Source organism: Streptomyces sp. NPDC048416 (assembly GCF_043200435.1).
In the GTDB taxonomy this organism is placed as follows: domain Bacteria; phylum Actinomycetota; class Actinomycetes; order Streptomycetales; family Streptomycetaceae; genus Streptomyces.
In genome coordinates, this window is the sequence record NZ_JBICXU010000020.1 from 31,973 (window position 1) to 45,422 (window position 13,450).

A 13,450-nucleotide genomic window follows, 5' to 3' on the forward strand; every position below is an offset into this window, starting at 1 on the left:
GGCGGACCGCCGGGCCGGCCGCGAGGATCAGTCCTCGTCGCCGTCTTCGGCGTTGCGGAACGGAACCGTCACGGATATGCCGATACCCGGCTTGCGGTTTTCCTCGTCACCCGCGAGCGGGTCATTGTGGATGATGTCCTTCTGCATGGCCGGAACTCCTCTCTGTGTGGGTGGTGCCTTGTGTGCTGTGTCCGGCGGGTGCTCAGGAGCGCACCCGTCCGGGATCCCCGGACCGTTCGGAACGGGGAGACTTGGGGGCGGCGCGGGGCCGCCGGCGCAGTTCGCGGTCGAGGAAGACCACGGCGCGGCGCAGCACGGCCACGTGATCGCCGGCCTCGTAGCCGTCGTGGCCGGTGTCCAGCCACATCGACTCGTGCCGCACACCTGCGTGTTGGAGGGCCGTGAGGTAGTCGCGGACCTGGCCCGGCGGGCACTTGGCGTCCCACCGCGCGGCGGCGACGAGCAAGGGGGCCCGGACTGCGGCCGCGTAGTGCAGGGGTGAGCTGCGCCGGTACCGCTCGGGCACCTCGTCGGGGGTGCCGCCGAACAGCCGCTCGTCCAGGGCGCGCAGGGCCGGGGTCGTGGTGCGGTGGGCGGCCGCGCAGTCCGCGACGGGTTTGACTGCCACGCCCGCCTGCCACAGCCCGGGCCGCACGCCGAGCGCGAGCAGGACCAGATAGCCGCCCCAGGAGGTGCCCCACAGGCCGGTCGCGTCGGCACGGACGACACCGCGGGCGACGAGATCGGCGCGTACCGCGGCGAGGTCGGCCACCTGGGTGAGGCCGACGCCCTCGCCGAAAGCGCGCCGCCAGCGGGGACCGTATCCGGTCGAGCCGCGGTAGTTGACGCGGACGACGGCGAAGCCGGAGGCGACGAGGGAGTGCACCACCCCGTCGTAGGCGTCCCGGTCGTGGTCGGCGGGCCCGCCGTGCACCAGGAACACCGCGGGTACCGCGCCCTCGCGCCCCTCGGGAAGGCTGAGCAGCGAGTGCACGGGCCCGTCCGGGCCCGGCGTCCACAGGTCCCGGTGTTCGCCGGGCACCAGCACGGTGACGCCGTCCGCGAGGGGCAACGCGGTGCCCGCGGTGGAGAGCATGCGCGGCGGGTTCGCGGTGTCCGTCCAGAGATAGTGCACGTCGTTCCCGTGACGGGGTGCCGCGTCGAGCAGGGTTCCCCGGGGTGTCGGCACGGGCTCGACGGTGCGCTCCAGAAGGCGTACGCGGTGCAGGGTGCTGCGCCCGTACCGGTCCTGGCGGACCAGGACCGACTGTCCGTCGGGGTGCCAGCGTGCGGTGATCTCGGTGTCGAAGGCGCACCAGGAATGGCTGACGGTCCCCGTCTCAGGGCTCCAACTGGCCAGTACGTAGCGGTTGTTGGTTTCGCGGACGAGGAGGAGTTCGGCGCGGTCGGTGAGGGGTGCGAAGCCCAGTGACCAGAGCCGGCCCTCCGGCCCGTCCCCGGCCAGGACCACGCGGGTGGCGCCGTCGGTGGCGAGCACGGTCACGGCCCGCGCCGAGCCGGCGGCGCCGCTGAGCGCGAGGAGGCGTCCGTCGCGCGTGATCCCGGACAGAGCGGCGTGGCCGTCGACGCGCGTCACTTCGCGGGCCGCTCCCCCGCGCGGGCCCAGATGCACGGTGGTCGATCCGGCGACTCCCAGTGCCATGGCGACGCACGCGTCGTCGCTGACGGCGAGGCCGTGCGGCTCGCCTTCGGGGACGCCGGTGAGTCCCGGCAGGTCGGGCCCGCCGGTGAACGGCTGGAACCGCCAGTGTCCGGTGCCGTGTTCGTCCTCGTCGAACCACCACACGGCGGCGTCGCGGTCGATGGCGCAGTGCAGCGTGCCGTGCGGGCGGGCGGTGACGCGACGGGCGAGGAGTGTGGTGGCGTCCCACGTGAACACCTCGCAGCGGCCGTCGGCGTCGGCCGTGAACACCATCCGCGTGGGATCGGCGGCGCACACCTCGGGCAGCGCGGCACGGTAGACCTGATAGCGGCGCGTCATGCCGTCGCCCCCCTCAGCCGCGAACGCACCACGGTCGTGCGCCACGCCAGCGCGGCCAGTGCCCCGGCGCACACCACGGCCGGCGCGGCCGTCCCGGCACGGGTCACGCACAGTCCCGCGAGCACCGGCGCGAGGGCGGCCGACCCGCCCACGGCGCTCGCGAGGACGGCGCCCGTACGGGCCTGAAGTCCGGGCGGGGTCTCTTGCAGGGCGCGGGCCTGGAGGACGACGCCGACCAGCGGCATGAGCAGACAGAACACGCCGAACAGGGCGCCGTACGTCCAGGGGCCCTCGGCGGTGGCGAGGCCCGCCGCGAGCGGGACGAGCAGCCACGTCACCGTCACCAGCAGCCGCGCGGCGTCGATGCGGCCGGCGAGGCGTGGCGCGGCCAGCGAGCCGGCCAGCCCGGCGGCCCCGGACAGCGCGAGGACCAACCCCATCGGCCAGCCGCCGTGGCCGCTTTTCTGGAGAGTGAAGACCGCTCCGTAGTAGAGCGCGACGATGACGCCGTTGACGGTGGCCATCCATGTCACGACGAGCCGCAGGAAGGGCGAGCTGCGGACCAGGGCGAGCCCGGCGCCCAGTTCCTGCCGGACGCGAGGCACCCGGCGCGAGCGCGGAGCGCGGGCGGCCTCGGCGGGGACAGGGGCGACGGAGCTGGGTGCGGGAGCGGCCCCGGCTCCGGATCCGGCTTTAGCTCCACCTCCGGCTCCGGCTCCGGCTCCGGGTCCGGGTCCGGGTCCGGCTCCGAGGCGGTTGTCCGCTTCCTCCGCACGGGCCCCGGTCGGCGAGGACGGCTGTCGTCTTGGCCGCAGGTCCGAACGCAGTGCCCGTACGCATCCGGCGGCGACGGCGTAGGACACGGCGTCCGCGAGGAACGGCAGGGCGCGGGCGGCCTGGTAGAGGGCGCCGCCCAGCGCCGGACCCAGGATCAGTGCCGCCTGGTCGCCCGCCGACAGGCCGGCCACCACGCGGGGACAGTCGGCGGGCGGGGCGATCATGGCCACGGTGCCGGCGGCGGCAGCCTGGTACACGGCGGTGGAGAACCGCTCCACCAGGACCGCGCCGAGCAAAAGCGTGAGGGGTGGGCTGCCCGCGGCGGCGGCCAACGCGACGCCGGCCATGGCGAGCGCGGAGACCGTCGCGGACCAGAACATCACGGGTTTGCGGGCGCCCCGGTCGGCCGGAACGGCCGCCAGAGGGGCCAGGAGCAGGCCTGCCGCCGTGGACACTCCGGCGACCAGACCCACCACCGCTGCCGAATGCCCGAGTCCCAGGAGCAGCAGCGGCAGCACGACCCCGGACGCCTGGCTGCCCAGCGCGTCGGAAGCACTCGCCCACCAGAACAGCCGGACGTCACGCGCTGCCGGCCGTCGGGCCGCCCGCCCGGCGGTGGCGGTGCCGGGGCTCAACAGTGCCCCGCCAGCGCCGCAGATGTCCCCGGAAGATCAGGGGAATCCGTTTCACGCACAGCCACCCCACAGTTGGTCAGGTTGCGAAGAATATGTGCAGGAATCGAAACGAGCGGGAGCCTAACCAGGCGTTCGCCGGAGCCACAAGGGTTCCGTCTCGGAGGCCGGAATCGAACGCCGTAAGGCCCAGGCAAAGAAACCGGTTGCTCTGTACGGGGCGTACCTGCGAACAGGGGATCGTCGCGACCGGACGAAGGAGGGGCGGCGCAGAGGCTGCTCCTGGTACGAGGAGCCCTCGCATGCTTCCGCTTCCGCTTCGCTCAGGCGAACAGCCAGGCCCGGCGCATCCGTTCGCGCACTCCACCTGGCATATGCACATTCCCGTCGGCGAAGGCAACCGTGCTCGCGCCCGTCGGGCCGCGCCCGCCCGGTGGAGCTCCGGGCCTCCCCGCGCGTGGACCAGGGGCACTCCGCGCGCCCCTGACTCGCCATCGCGCCAAAGGGTTCCATCCGGCGCGGGCATTGGCCAAAAACGTACGGGTCGGCGAGGGCGACGCCCGCCCGGGTCGTTCCCGCGCAAGAGAGCCCACGCGTGAGCCCCTGGCCGAATCATCGACCAGGGGCTCGTGGCCACGCTGTCCCGACCGGGCCCCGTGGAGGGTCCGGCCGGGGTCCAGGGCGGGGTCGGCGGGGTTACGGCGCCATCTCGTAGGCGCCGGCCAGCGCCTCGACGCGCTCCCAGACGCGGGCCGAGCGGGCTTCGTCGACGACCGGACGCCGGACCGCACCGAGGGCCCAGCTCTGCTGATCCGCGGTGGCGGAGTCCTTGCCGTGCAGCTCGACGGCGTGCGCCGAGAAGTCCCGTACGAGGACGGCGAAGAGCTCGTCGAGCACGTCCTGCTCAAGTCCGGTCAGGCGGGCCTGCTCCAGGATCAGCTGGCCGTGCACGACCAGGGCGAACAGCTGGCCGACCGCGAGCAGCAGGTCGAGGTCGCGGCTCTGCTCCTCGTCGGGGGCCGCGGTGGTGACGAACGCGCAGAGTGCGTCGGCCTGTTCGCGGAACCGGGCGACGTTGGGCACCTCCGCGTACGCGTCGAAGGCGGTGCGCCAGTCGTGGAAGCGGATGGCCCCGAGGCCACGGGCGGGGCCCTGCCGGAACAGGAACGCGTCGTCGGCGGCGTCCAGGCGGCTCGGCACGTCCGCGTACGCGACCGGGTTCAGCAGGTGGTTGCCCATGAACTTGAGGATCAGCGCCAGGTTGACGTGGACGGTGCCCTCCAGCTTGGGCAGTCCACGGATCTCGACGGCCGCCTGGGCGAAGTAGTTGTCCTTCTCGAAGCCCTTGGCCGCGATGACGTCCCACATCAGGTCGATGACCTTCTCGCCCTCGGTGGTCACCTTCATCTTCGTCATGGGGTTGAAGAGGAGGTAGCGACGGTCGTCGGGCCCGGCGGAGCGGAAGTAGTCCACGGCGCGGTCGCTGAACAGCTTCATCCCGACGAGGCGTACGTACGCGTCGGTCAGCTCGCGCCGCACGTGCGGGAAGGCGGTCACGGGACGGCCGTACAGGACGCGGTTGTGCGCGTGGGTGACGGCCTCGTACATCGCGTGCTCGCAGATGCCGATCGAGGCGGTGCAGAGGTTGAACTTGCCGACGTTGACGGTGTTGAGGGCGGCATCGAAGGCGGCGCGGCCGGTGTGCAGGATGTCACCGGGTTCGACCGGGTAGTCCGCCAGGCGGAACTCGCTGACGTACTTGGAGGAGTCCACGACGTTCTTCACGAGGTGGTACGCCTCGTGGCGGCTGTCGGCGGCGAAGAAGACGTAGCCGTCGGGGCCCTCGACGTCGGTGCGGCGGCCGAAGACGGAGACGAGTCCGGCGGCGTTGCCGTTGCCGATGTAGTACTTGGACCCACTGGCCCGGAACCCGCCGTCGCCGTCGGGTTCGAGGAGCATGTCGGTGGAGTAGATGTCGGCGCCGTGGGTCTTCTCGGAGAGACCGAAGGCGAACACCTCGCCCTGGGCGAGCAGTTCGGCCGCGCGGGCGCGGGCGTCGGCGTTGTCGCTCTGCCAGACCGGGCCGAGTCCCAGGATGGTGACCTGCCAGGCGTACCAGTAGTCGAGCCCGTAGAACCCGAAGATCTCGTTGAGTGCGGCGATCCGGGCCGTGTCCCAGCGCTTGTCGTCCTGCTCCGCGCCGGCGGCGGACGCCGGGGTGAGGAAGGTCGCGAACAGCCCTTCCTTCGCGGAGAATTCGAGGAAGTCGGCGAGCCAGGCGCGGGAGCGGTAGTCCTCGATCAGCCTCCGCTTGCCGCGCGCCTCGAACCAGTCGATGGTCGCGCGCAGCAGCCTGCGGGTCTCGGGGTCGAAGTGGGTCGGGTCATAGGTGCGGGGGTTGAACAGCAGCGGGTCGGCCACGGTCATTCGCCTTTCCGGCTCGGGGAGTTGGGGAGGAAGGGGTGGAGTGCGATGGGCTGGGTGCGTACGGGCGTCGCGGCCGGGCGGATGCCGCCGCGGCCGTGGGGCATCGGTTCAGAGGCCGGCGTCGAGCCGGTGCAGGGTGGCGATCACGTCGTCGAGCCAGGTGAGCGTCATCCGCTCGTACGCGATGCCGCCGCGCAGGACGACATGCTGCAGTTCCCGCCCGGGGTCGAGCGGGTCGGGGTTTTCGGCTTCGATGAAGTCGCGCCGCTCCCCCGCGAGATAGCGTGCGAGCCGGTCGGCGTGCGCCCGGCGGTGCCGCTCCACCTCGCGCAGCAGCGCGGCCGGGTCGTCGAAGGCGGCGCCGCGGATCTTCACGGCGAGCTCGTGCCGGACACTCTCCGGCTCGATCGGTTCGTGCAGCCACCGCGCGAGCGCGTCCCGGCCAGGGCCGGCGACGGAGTACTCCTTCTTGTCCGGACGGTTGTGCTGCGCCACCTCAAGGGCGTCGATCCAGCCGTCGCTCTCCATGCGCTTGAGGACGCGGTAGATCTGCTGATGTGTGGCCGTCCAGAAGTAACCGATGGACCGCTCGAACCGCCGGGCCAGCTCATAGCCGGAGCCCGGCTTCTCCAACAGCGAGACGAGAATCGCGTGCTCAAGCGCCATACGCGAATCCTTCTATGCAACTCGTTGCATAGACAAGCCGCGCCGCCCAGGTGAGACACGGCTCACCCGCCGACGCCTCCCGGGCCTCCCCGGCGAGTTTCGTTTGGAGCGGCGCGCCCTGGGCACTGGGAGGGACCGGCGCGGGCGCGCGGATGAGCGGCCCGCACCGGCTGGAAGACCCGAACCACAGAACCGCGAGGTAGTCATGAGCGACGACGGCAGGGCGGACGACGTCTATCAGCCCACGGGCGGCAACGAGGAGCAGGAAGACGCCGCTCCGCTGGACCTCCAGGACGCCATCGGCGAGCGCACCTACGACGACATGCTCGATGAGGGGTACTCGCCGCCGGAGAAGCCGCTGGGTGTCACGAAGACCGGCGTCACGGCGGCCGAGCAGAGCGCGGGCGAGTCCCTTGACGAGCGGTTGAGCCAGGAAGTGCCCGACACACAGGTGCCCGCGGGCGATGCCATCAGGGACCTCCCGGGCGGTGACGGCGAGCCGGTCGACCCGGAGTCGGGCGATGAGCGCGCCGGACGCCTGGTGGCACCCGATGCGGGAAGCCACCCGGACACCACCAAGGAGCTCATCGCCTCCGACGAGGGCATCGACGCGGGCGCGGCCAGCGCCGAGGAGGCGGCGGTGCACGTCGTACCCGAGGAACAGCTCCCGCCGGAAGCGGGCTCCGCGCGCTGAGCGGCATCACCGCGGCCGTCGCCCGGGGCACGGGCGCCGTGGTGATGCAACTCCCTCATGCGCCTGCGGCACCCACGTTGAAGGGGCGGCGAGTGGGGGCCTGGAGGAGGCGCCGCCGGTTGAACTTCACCCGCCCACCCAGGCCAGGCCCCCAGCCGCCCCCAGGGCCGCCGTAAAGGACTCCTTGACATCGTCACCACGTAAAGGCACCCTTTACGTGTGACCGATTCACCGTTGTCCCTCACCGCGCTGAGCGCCCAGCTCGCCGAGCAGGCCTCGGCGCTGGCGGCGTCCGCCGGCAGCCCGCTGACTTCGCCCGCCTACCTCGACCTGGTCCGGCGCGCCCAGCAGGTCGATGCGCTGGCCGAGCAGGTCCTGAAGCTGTGCGTGCAGCAGTCACGAGACGCGGGTCACACCTGGCAGGAGCTCGGAGATCTGCTCGGGGTCACCCGGCAAGCGGCCTTCCAGCGCTTCGGCAAGCCCATCGACCCCCGGACCGGAGAACCCATGGACAAGACAGTGCACATGACGGACGCGGCGGAACGCGCCACCCGGATCGTCACGGATGTCCTCGAAGGCCGGATGGACGCGGCACGGCCGTCGTTCAACGCCGAGCTTCTGGCCGCGTTCACCGACCAGGTGCGGGCCGACGGCCTGGCCACCGTCGCCGGACTCGTGGGAGCCTTCGAGGGGTTCGGCGACGGCGAACCGTTCGTCCGCCGGATCGGCGACCACACCGTCGTCGACATCCCGCTGCGGTACGAGGCCGGGGACATGAAGGCACGAGTCGCGTTCGACACCGAAGAGAAGGCCGCCGGCATCTTCATCCTCCCCGCCGAGACGGCCTGAAGCACCACGTCGCACACCGGCGTCGGGGGTGGTAGGCCGCACGGCGTGGCCCCACGCGCGCCTGCCCCCTCCGCTCCGTCGGCCCTCTCCCCCGCACGGAAGAGAACCGGCGGGCGCCGCGTCAGGGGTACGACACCACGGTGGACGGTGTGGTCGACGTGCCGGACGTCGGGGAACCCGCTTCGTTGATGACGTGTTCGTACTGCCCGTTGCCGCCGAGTGACACCACGAGCACGTCGTGGAACTTCACACCCGCGGTGTTGGGGGCGGCGAAGCCGTGGTGCTGGACGATGCCCGGGTCGGCGGTGTAGTTGCAGTAGCTGCCCAGACCCCAGGCTTCGTGCGTGGCGACGTTGTCGCCGACCTTGTACGCGGCGTAGCCCTTGATGTTGCCGTCCTGGACGGCCGCCTGGCTCGGCGCGTCGTACGCCTTCTCGTTCTGGAAGAACACGGTGCGCCCGCGCCGGCCGAACCACTGGACGTCGTACTTGTTGAAGTGCTCCACGAACAGGCCGGTGCACAGCACGTCGTCGCCGTTGACGACGACGCCGTAGTCGGCGCGGTTGGTGTCCCAGCCCACGCCCGTGCCATGGTCGGCGCGCCACACCCAGGTGTGGTCGACGATGGTGCTGCGGCTGTTGATCACCATGCTGGTGGTGGCCTTGCCGACGCCCGCGCCTCCGATGCGTATGAACACGTCCTGCACGGTGGTCGGGTTGGCCGCGTGGTCACGCGAGGCCCCGGCCGGGCCGACTTCGAGCAGGGTCGTGGAGTTGACCGGTCCGGCGTCGATCAGGAAGCCCGCGAGCCGCACGCCGTCCACGTCGGCGACCCGCAGCGCGGTGGCGCCGTTGTCCGGCACGATCGTCGCGTATCCAAGGCCCAGGACGACGGTGTTGGCCCGGTCCACCTGGATCGGCCGGTCGACGTGGTAGATCCCCGGGGTCAGCAGCAGATGCAGGCCCTGCGCGAGTGCTTGGTTGAGGGTGGCCGCGCTCACCCCGGGCTTGGCGACATAGAACTGCGACAGTGACAGCGAGGTGCCCCTCGGTGTGCCGCTCCCCCAGGTGACGCCGCGCGCGTCGGTCCGCTTCTCGGGCAGGAAGACGCGGAATTCACTGCCGTTGACGTACAGGAAGGGCTTCTCGCGGGAGACCGGCGTCGTGTCGAGTGTGGTGTACGGAGGGTTCGGGAAGCTCTGGGCGGGGGCGCCCTGGACTCCGGAGAACACCATGTTCCACACGGCGTTGACCCAGCCGCCGATCACACTGTCCCGGGTGTACCACTGCTGTTGCGAGTACGGGCCCACCTGGCCGTCGATGCGGCTGTCGGCGATGTAGCCCCCGCTGGCCCAACCGTAGCCGGACGGCGCGAGGTTGAGGCCACCGCGTACATGCATCCGGCGGAACGGCGCGGCCTGGGCCACGGCCCAGCGGTCCGTGCCGTTGACCGGGACGAGCGCCAGGTTCTCCGCGGAGCGCCAGAAGTTCTGCGTCGCGTTGCCGTTGGCCCAGCCGGCGTCCACGGTGACGTCACCGTTGATGGTGGTGTCGTCCGGGGAGAGCCCGAGGCCGGCGATGGAGGTGTAGAAGCCGATCTGCGCGTTGAGACCGCTGTAGCTGCCGGGCTTGAACAGCAGGGCGTAGCGGCCGGTGCCGAACTGGGCGGACTCCTGCTGCTGGAAGACCTGGTCCAGCTTTGCCTGGATGCCGGGCGTGGACGGGTCGAAGACGATGACGTCGGGGCCGAGGTCGCCCCCGCCCGGCAGGACGCGCGGCCGGGCGGACGGAGCGGCCGCCGACGCGTGGGCGGCCGGGCCCGTCAGAAGAGGGGCCGTCGCCGCGGCGGCGGCGACGGCGCCGAGCACGCTACGGCGCGCGACCGAGGAGGGGCGGGAGTTCGGGGCGTCGGGCGGAACAGGGGGCATGGGGCGACTCTCCTGGTTCAAGAGGTGAACGTAAGGGGGTGGGGGAGCGCTCTCTCGCCGGGGAATGCTTCATCCCGCTGAACCCGGCGTCAAGGGTAACGGCAGAATCTCCACGGTTCGCGTTCACAGGTCGTCACCTACCGGGTGCACACGACCATCTCCCCGTTCGCTCAGGTCAACTGCCCTTCAGAGACGCCCTGTTGCTGTGCACGTGAGAGCGCAGATCCTCCGTCGACTCCTGTCGGACCTCTTGACACCTGCGCGTCGACAACCGGAAACTCCAGAACCGGGAGAGCGCTCTCCCATTCTCCGGCCGCCCTCGGCGTCCGACGCTCCCCGGCTGTGTCCCGTGAAGCCGCGCCGCGACAACAGCACCTACATCGACGGCGCCAAGCAGGTGGTCTCCCTGTCGTTCACCGACCTCGGCGGCGGCCGGCTGACGTTCACGGCGCCCGACCGCCCCGGCGTGTGGAAGGTCTACGTCAAGGCGACCGACGGCCATGGCAACGTCGGCGTGGAGACCCGCTCGGTCAAGGTCGTACCGCCCGTGGTGAACGGGACGGACCTGGCCCGTGGCAAACCCGCCACCGCCTCGTCCTTCCAGGCGAGTTACGGCGACTGCCCGTGCACGGCCGCGAAGGCGGTGGACGGCGATCCCACGACCCGTTGGGCCGGCGACTGGAGCGATCCCCAATGGCTCCAGGTCGACCTCGGCTCGCGGACGTCGTTCCGGCATGTCCAACTGGTGTGGGAGGCCTCCTACGCCAAGGCCTACACGATCCAGACCTCCGACGACGGCCGGACCTGGCGGACCGTGCGCACGGTGACCGACGGCAACGGCGGGATGGACGACTTCGACGTCACGGGCGCCGGCCGCTACGTGCGGGTCGACGGGACGGCGCGCGGTACGGGCTACGGCTACTCGCTGTACTCGTTCGGCGTCTACACCTGACGACTCGGCAGGAGGAGGGGGCCACCGGGTGGACGAGGAGGGGGCGGGGATGAACGACGACGAGCTCGACCGGTTGATCGACAAGCTCACGCTGCGGGCGAAGGTCGCGCTGCTCACGGGCGCCGACACCTGGCGCACGGCGGCCGAGCCCGCGGTGGAGCTGCGTTCGTGGACGATGTCGGACGGGCCGGCCGGGGTGCGCGGCCCGTCGTGGGACGAGCGGCACACCGCCGCCCTGCTGCCGTCGGCCACCGCGCTCGCCGCCACCTGGGACGAGCAGCTGGTCGAACGGCTCGGCCCGCTCCTCGCTCTGGAGGCGCGGCGCAAGGGAGTGCACGCGGTCCTCGCGCCCAACCTCAATCTGCATCGCAGCCCGCTCGGCGGCCGGCACTTCGAGTGCTTCTCGGAGGACCCGGAGCTGACCGGCCGCATCGGCGCCGCGCTGGTGCGTGGCGTCCAGGCGCACCAAGTGGCCGCCACGGCCAAGCACTTCGTGGCGAACGACTCCGAGACCGAACGCCTGACGGTGGACGTCCGGGTCGGTGAGCGCGCGCTGCGCGAGGTGTATCTCGCGCCGTTCGAAGCGGCGGTGGCCGCGGGTGTCCGGCTCGTCATGGCCGGCTACAACGCGGTCAACGGGGTGACGGCGACAGCGAGTCCGTTGCTGAGGACGCCGCTGCGGACCGAGTGGGGGTTCGACGGCGTCGTCGTCTCCGACTGGGGCGCGGTGCGCGCCGCGCGGCCGGCCGCGCACGCCGGGCTCGACCTGGTGATGCCGGGGCCCGGCGGGGTGTGGGGCGAGGCTCTGGTGCGCGCGGTGCAGGCGGGGGACATCGCGCCGCACATCGTGGACGAGAAGGTACGCAACCTGCTGAGGCAGGCGCATTGGTTCGGCGGGTCGAGACCGGCTCGCGCGCGGGCGCGGCCACCCCTGCGGCCGGGCTGGGTGCGGGCGTTGCTGCGCCGGGCGGCCGCCGCAGGCACGGTCCTGCTGGCCAACCGCGGCGTCCTGCCGCTGGATCGCGACGGCCTGGCGACGGTGGCGGTCATCGGGGCGCACGCCGCCCGGACGCGCACCCAGAGCGGCGGGAGCGCCGGCGTGTTCCCGCTGCGCGAGGTGGGTTTCCTGGACGGCATCAGGGCTCAGCTGCGTGGCCGCGCGAAGATGGTGCACACCCCGGGGCCCGCTCCCGGCGGGCCGCCGCCCCCGCTGGACGGGACGTGGTGCACCGATCCGGACAGCGGCGCGCCCGGGGTCCTGCTGTGCGTCCTCGACGCCGCCGGGCGCGCATTGCATACGGAACACCGGGACTGCGCACGGCAGTTGGAGCCTCCCCTGCCGCCGGACACGCACACCGTGGAGATCCGGGCCCGTCTGCATCCGCGGGAGAGCGGCGTCTGGACGCTGGGCATCGCGGGATTCGGCCCCATGAGTCTGCGCCTGGACGGTGAGCTCGTCCTGGCCGGAGATTTCGCCCTGGACACCGACGACCCCGCCCTCGTGCACGTCACCCCGCCGCTTCACAGCGCCGCCGTCCCGTTGACCGCGGGCACCGCTCCGCTTCTCGTCGCGCGCCGCGAACTGGCCCCTGGCACCGGTCGCGCGGTGGTCATCGGCGCCGCGCCGCCCGCCCCGGACGAGACGACGGCCCTGGCCGCCGCCGGCCGGGCGGCGAGCGGGGCGGACGTGGCGATCGTGGTCGTCGGCACGACGGAGCACGACGAGTGCGAGGGCCGCGACCGCCACCACCTCGCCCTCGGCTTCGGACAGGACGCCCTGGTGCGCACGGTGGCCGCCGCCAACCCGCATACGGTCGTCGTCGTCAACAGCGGCGGCCCCGTGGAGATGCCCTGGCGGGACGACGTGGCGGCCCTGCTCCTGTCCTGGTTCCCCGGACAGGAGGGCGGCACGGCCCTGGCCGACGTGCTGTTCGGCCGCACGGAGCCCGGCGGGCGCCTCCCCACCACCTGGCCGGCCAGGCTGGAGGACGCCCCCGTCATCGGCACGTCTCCCTCCGGTGGGCGGCTCACCTACACCGAGGGCATCCATGTCGGCCATCGCGGCTGGCTGCGGTCGCACCGGACGCCGGCCTACTGGTTCGGTCACGGGCTCGGCTATACGACATGGGCGTACGAGGAGTTGACGGGACCGGCCACGGTCCGCACGGGAGACTCGTTCACCGTGCGCGTGCGCGTGCGCAACACCGGGACGCGGGCGGGCCGCGAGGTGGTCCAGGTGTATCTGGCCCGGCCCGGCGCCGCGGTCGAGTACCCCGAGCGGTGGTTCGCGGGACACACCGCCGTGTACGCGCCCCCCGGCGAGGTGGTCACGGCGCGGGTGCGGATCCCCGCCCGGCTGCTGCGGCACTGGGACACGCGGGCCGGCCGGTGGCGTACCGAGCCGGGAACGTGCCGGGTGTTCGCAGGGCGTTCGGCTGGGGACGTACCGCTGACGAGCGAGGTGGAACTGCGGACGGGTGAGTGAGCAGGCCACCCCGGTGGCCGGGCCCGGAAGGAGGGCGGA

General features: G+C 72.2%; 8 protein-coding genes and 1 pseudogene. 4 read left to right on the forward strand and 5 right to left on the reverse strand.

The genetic code is table 11. From position 1 onward, the window contains the following. Positions 1–202 precede the first annotated feature (202 nt). From ACGFW5_RS23370 to ACGFW5_RS23385, 4 genes are all read right to left on the reverse strand, one after another. On the reverse strand, positions 203–2,002 hold the full coding sequence (locus tag ACGFW5_RS23370; protein ID WP_393836229.1) for an alpha/beta fold hydrolase: 1,800 nt from the start codon (positions 2,000–2,002) through the stop codon (positions 203–205). Beyond that, positions 1,999–3,414 (reverse strand): MFS transporter, encoded by a 1,416-nt coding sequence (locus ACGFW5_RS23375; protein ID WP_393836230.1) that lies wholly within the window; start codon positions 3,412–3,414, stop codon positions 1,999–2,001. Before ACGFW5_RS23375 ends, ACGFW5_RS23370 begins: the two co-directional genes overlap by 4 nt. A gap of 693 nt (positions 3,415–4,107) precedes the next feature. Next, on the reverse strand, positions 4,108–5,832 hold the full coding sequence (locus tag ACGFW5_RS23380) for an acyl-CoA dehydrogenase family protein (protein WP_393836313.1): 1,725 nt from the start codon (positions 5,830–5,832) through the stop codon (positions 4,108–4,110). A gap of 114 nt (positions 5,833–5,946) precedes the next feature. Beyond that, entirely contained in the window at positions 5,947–6,504 is a 558-nt protein-coding gene (locus ACGFW5_RS23385) for a PadR family transcriptional regulator (RefSeq protein ID WP_393836231.1), read from the reverse strand. A gap of 205 nt (positions 6,505–6,709) precedes the next feature. Between ACGFW5_RS23385 and ACGFW5_RS23390 the strand changes: the two genes are divergently transcribed. After that, on the forward strand, positions 6,710–7,198 hold the full coding sequence (locus tag ACGFW5_RS23390) for a DUF5709 domain-containing protein (RefSeq protein ID WP_393836232.1): 489 nt from the start codon (positions 6,710–6,712) through the stop codon (positions 7,196–7,198). Positions 7,199–7,417: 219 nt separating this feature from the next. Next, complete coding sequence (locus ACGFW5_RS23395; RefSeq protein ID WP_393836233.1) at positions 7,418–8,047, forward strand: DUF3887 domain-containing protein; 630 nt, start codon at positions 7,418–7,420, stop codon at positions 8,045–8,047. Between the two features lie 121 nt (positions 8,048–8,168). On the opposite strand, the gene ACGFW5_RS23400 is transcribed toward ACGFW5_RS23395, so the two are convergent. After that, positions 8,169–9,974 (reverse strand): coagulation factor 5/8 type domain-containing protein, encoded by a 1,806-nt coding sequence (locus tag ACGFW5_RS23400; RefSeq protein ID WP_393836314.1) that lies wholly within the window; start codon positions 9,972–9,974, stop codon positions 8,169–8,171. Positions 9,975–10,341: 367 nt separating this feature from the next. Between ACGFW5_RS23400 and ACGFW5_RS23405 the strand changes: the two are divergent. Both ACGFW5_RS23405 and ACGFW5_RS23410 read left to right on the forward strand, forming a co-directional pair. Next, positions 10,342–10,926 (forward strand): annotated as a pseudogene (locus tag ACGFW5_RS23405) (discoidin domain-containing protein); the annotation flags it as partial. Between the two features lie 49 nt (positions 10,927–10,975). Next, positions 10,976–13,411, forward strand: coding sequence for a glycoside hydrolase family 3 C-terminal domain-containing protein (locus ACGFW5_RS23410; protein ID WP_393836234.1), 2,436 nt, complete (start codon positions 10,976–10,978; stop codon positions 13,409–13,411). Positions 13,412–13,450: the final 39 nt, after the last annotated feature.

Coding starts and splice junctions, on each gene's coding strand:
- ACGFW5_RS23370 (WP_393836229.1), bottom strand. CDS start 2,002: ATGACGCGCCGCTATCAGGTCTACCGTGCCGCGCTGCCCGAGGTGTGC.
- ACGFW5_RS23385 (WP_393836231.1), bottom strand. CDS start 6,504: ATGGCGCTTGAGCACGCGATTCTCGTCTCGCTGTTGGAGAAGCCGGGC.
- ACGFW5_RS23390 (WP_393836232.1), top strand. CDS start 6,710: ATGAGCGACGACGGCAGGGCGGACGACGTCTATCAGCCCACGGGCGGC.
- ACGFW5_RS23400 (WP_393836314.1), bottom strand. CDS start 9,974: ATGCCCCCTGTTCCGCCCGACGCCCCGAACTCCCGCCCCTCCTCGGTC.
- ACGFW5_RS23410 (WP_393836234.1), top strand. CDS start 10,976: ATGAACGACGACGAGCTCGACCGGTTGATCGACAAGCTCACGCTGCGG.